This window comes from Micromonospora sp. KC723, assembly GCF_004348595.1.
Lineage (GTDB): Bacteria > Actinomycetota > Actinomycetes > Mycobacteriales > Micromonosporaceae > Micromonospora.
The window spans coordinates 1-1,059 of the sequence record NZ_SMKD01000279.1 but is presented as its reverse complement, the minus strand read 5'-3'; the positions used below and the strand labels follow the sequence as shown (position 1 = coordinate 1,059).

General features: G+C 73.5%; 1 protein-coding gene. It reads left to right on the top strand.

Features of this window, described 5'->3' with window-relative positions; all coding sequences use genetic code 11:
* Nucleotides 1-414 precede the first annotated feature (414 nt).
* Entirely contained in the window at nt 415-750 is a 336-nt protein-coding gene (locus E1165_RS28635; RefSeq protein WP_132394795.1) for a hypothetical protein, read from the top strand.
* The last annotated feature ends 309 nt before the right edge of the window (nt 751-1,059 follow it).

Here is a 1,059-nt window from a genome sequence, read left to right as displayed (position 1 = left end):
GGGCGGGCGGGGTAAGGTCAGCGACAGTGTCGTGACTGATCCATGACTGCTGCGCCTGCCGCGACCATTCACACTGCTCCCATGAACACGGCACCCGGACGCGGCAGGGCGTGACGCGTCGCGGTGTGCCCCGCCCTGGTGGCCGCACTCGGCGGCTGCACGCAGTTCTCGGTCGGGCTGACCGTCAACGCCGACGGCACGGTCGACGGGCAGCTGCTGTGACCGCCGAGAAACGGGTGCCCACCACCGGAAACAGGACCACGGCCAGCACCCCGGCGGCCGAGCGCCCGGGGTCGGTCTGAGCGACCGGCCCCGCGCCGTCCCCACCGTCACCGCGGTGGTCGGGCCGCTACTCCCGTCCGCCGCCGCACCACCACCTCTGCTCCCCGCGCATCGTTCCGAAGGGGGATCGCCGTGAACGATCTCTTCACCTGGGCCGCCCTCGGCAGCCTCACCGGCGCCAGCGCTGCCACCCTGCTGACCGCCAACGTCGTCGGCGGCCTGATCGGCCCGAGCGGCGACAGGGCCCGCAAGTGGATCGCCCTGGGGGTGGCCCTGCTGCTCTCCTACACCACCGCGGCGTTGGCCACCGACGCCGGCGCCGAGAAGTGGATCATCGCGTTCTTCAACGGGCTGGTCATCTTCTCCGCCGCCCTCGGCGTCAACCAGCTGCCGCCCGGCAACCGGCCGGCGACGTCCGCCGCGCCCGCGCAGGACCGCGAGCCCCGTTTCGTCCGCTCGTGGGTCTGAGGCAGGGGGTGGGACGGCTGGTCTTCGGAGTCGTCAGCGCCGCCCGCACCACCCTCCCCGCCCCACCACGTTGATCACGACGCCGGCGGCAGCCGGGAAGATCGGCATCGTCGTCGACGTCGTGATCCGCGCGGGAGAGGGCGAGGGTGGGCCAAGGGCTCCGGGGGTCAGGGGACGTGGGCGAGGTAGGCGGTCGTGCTGGCGGCCAGGATCTCGGGACCGGGGCGGGACCAGAGGTCGGCGTGGAAGACCTCCACCTCGATCGGCCCGGCGTAGCCGGCCGCGTCGACGGCTTCCCGCAGCCGGCGC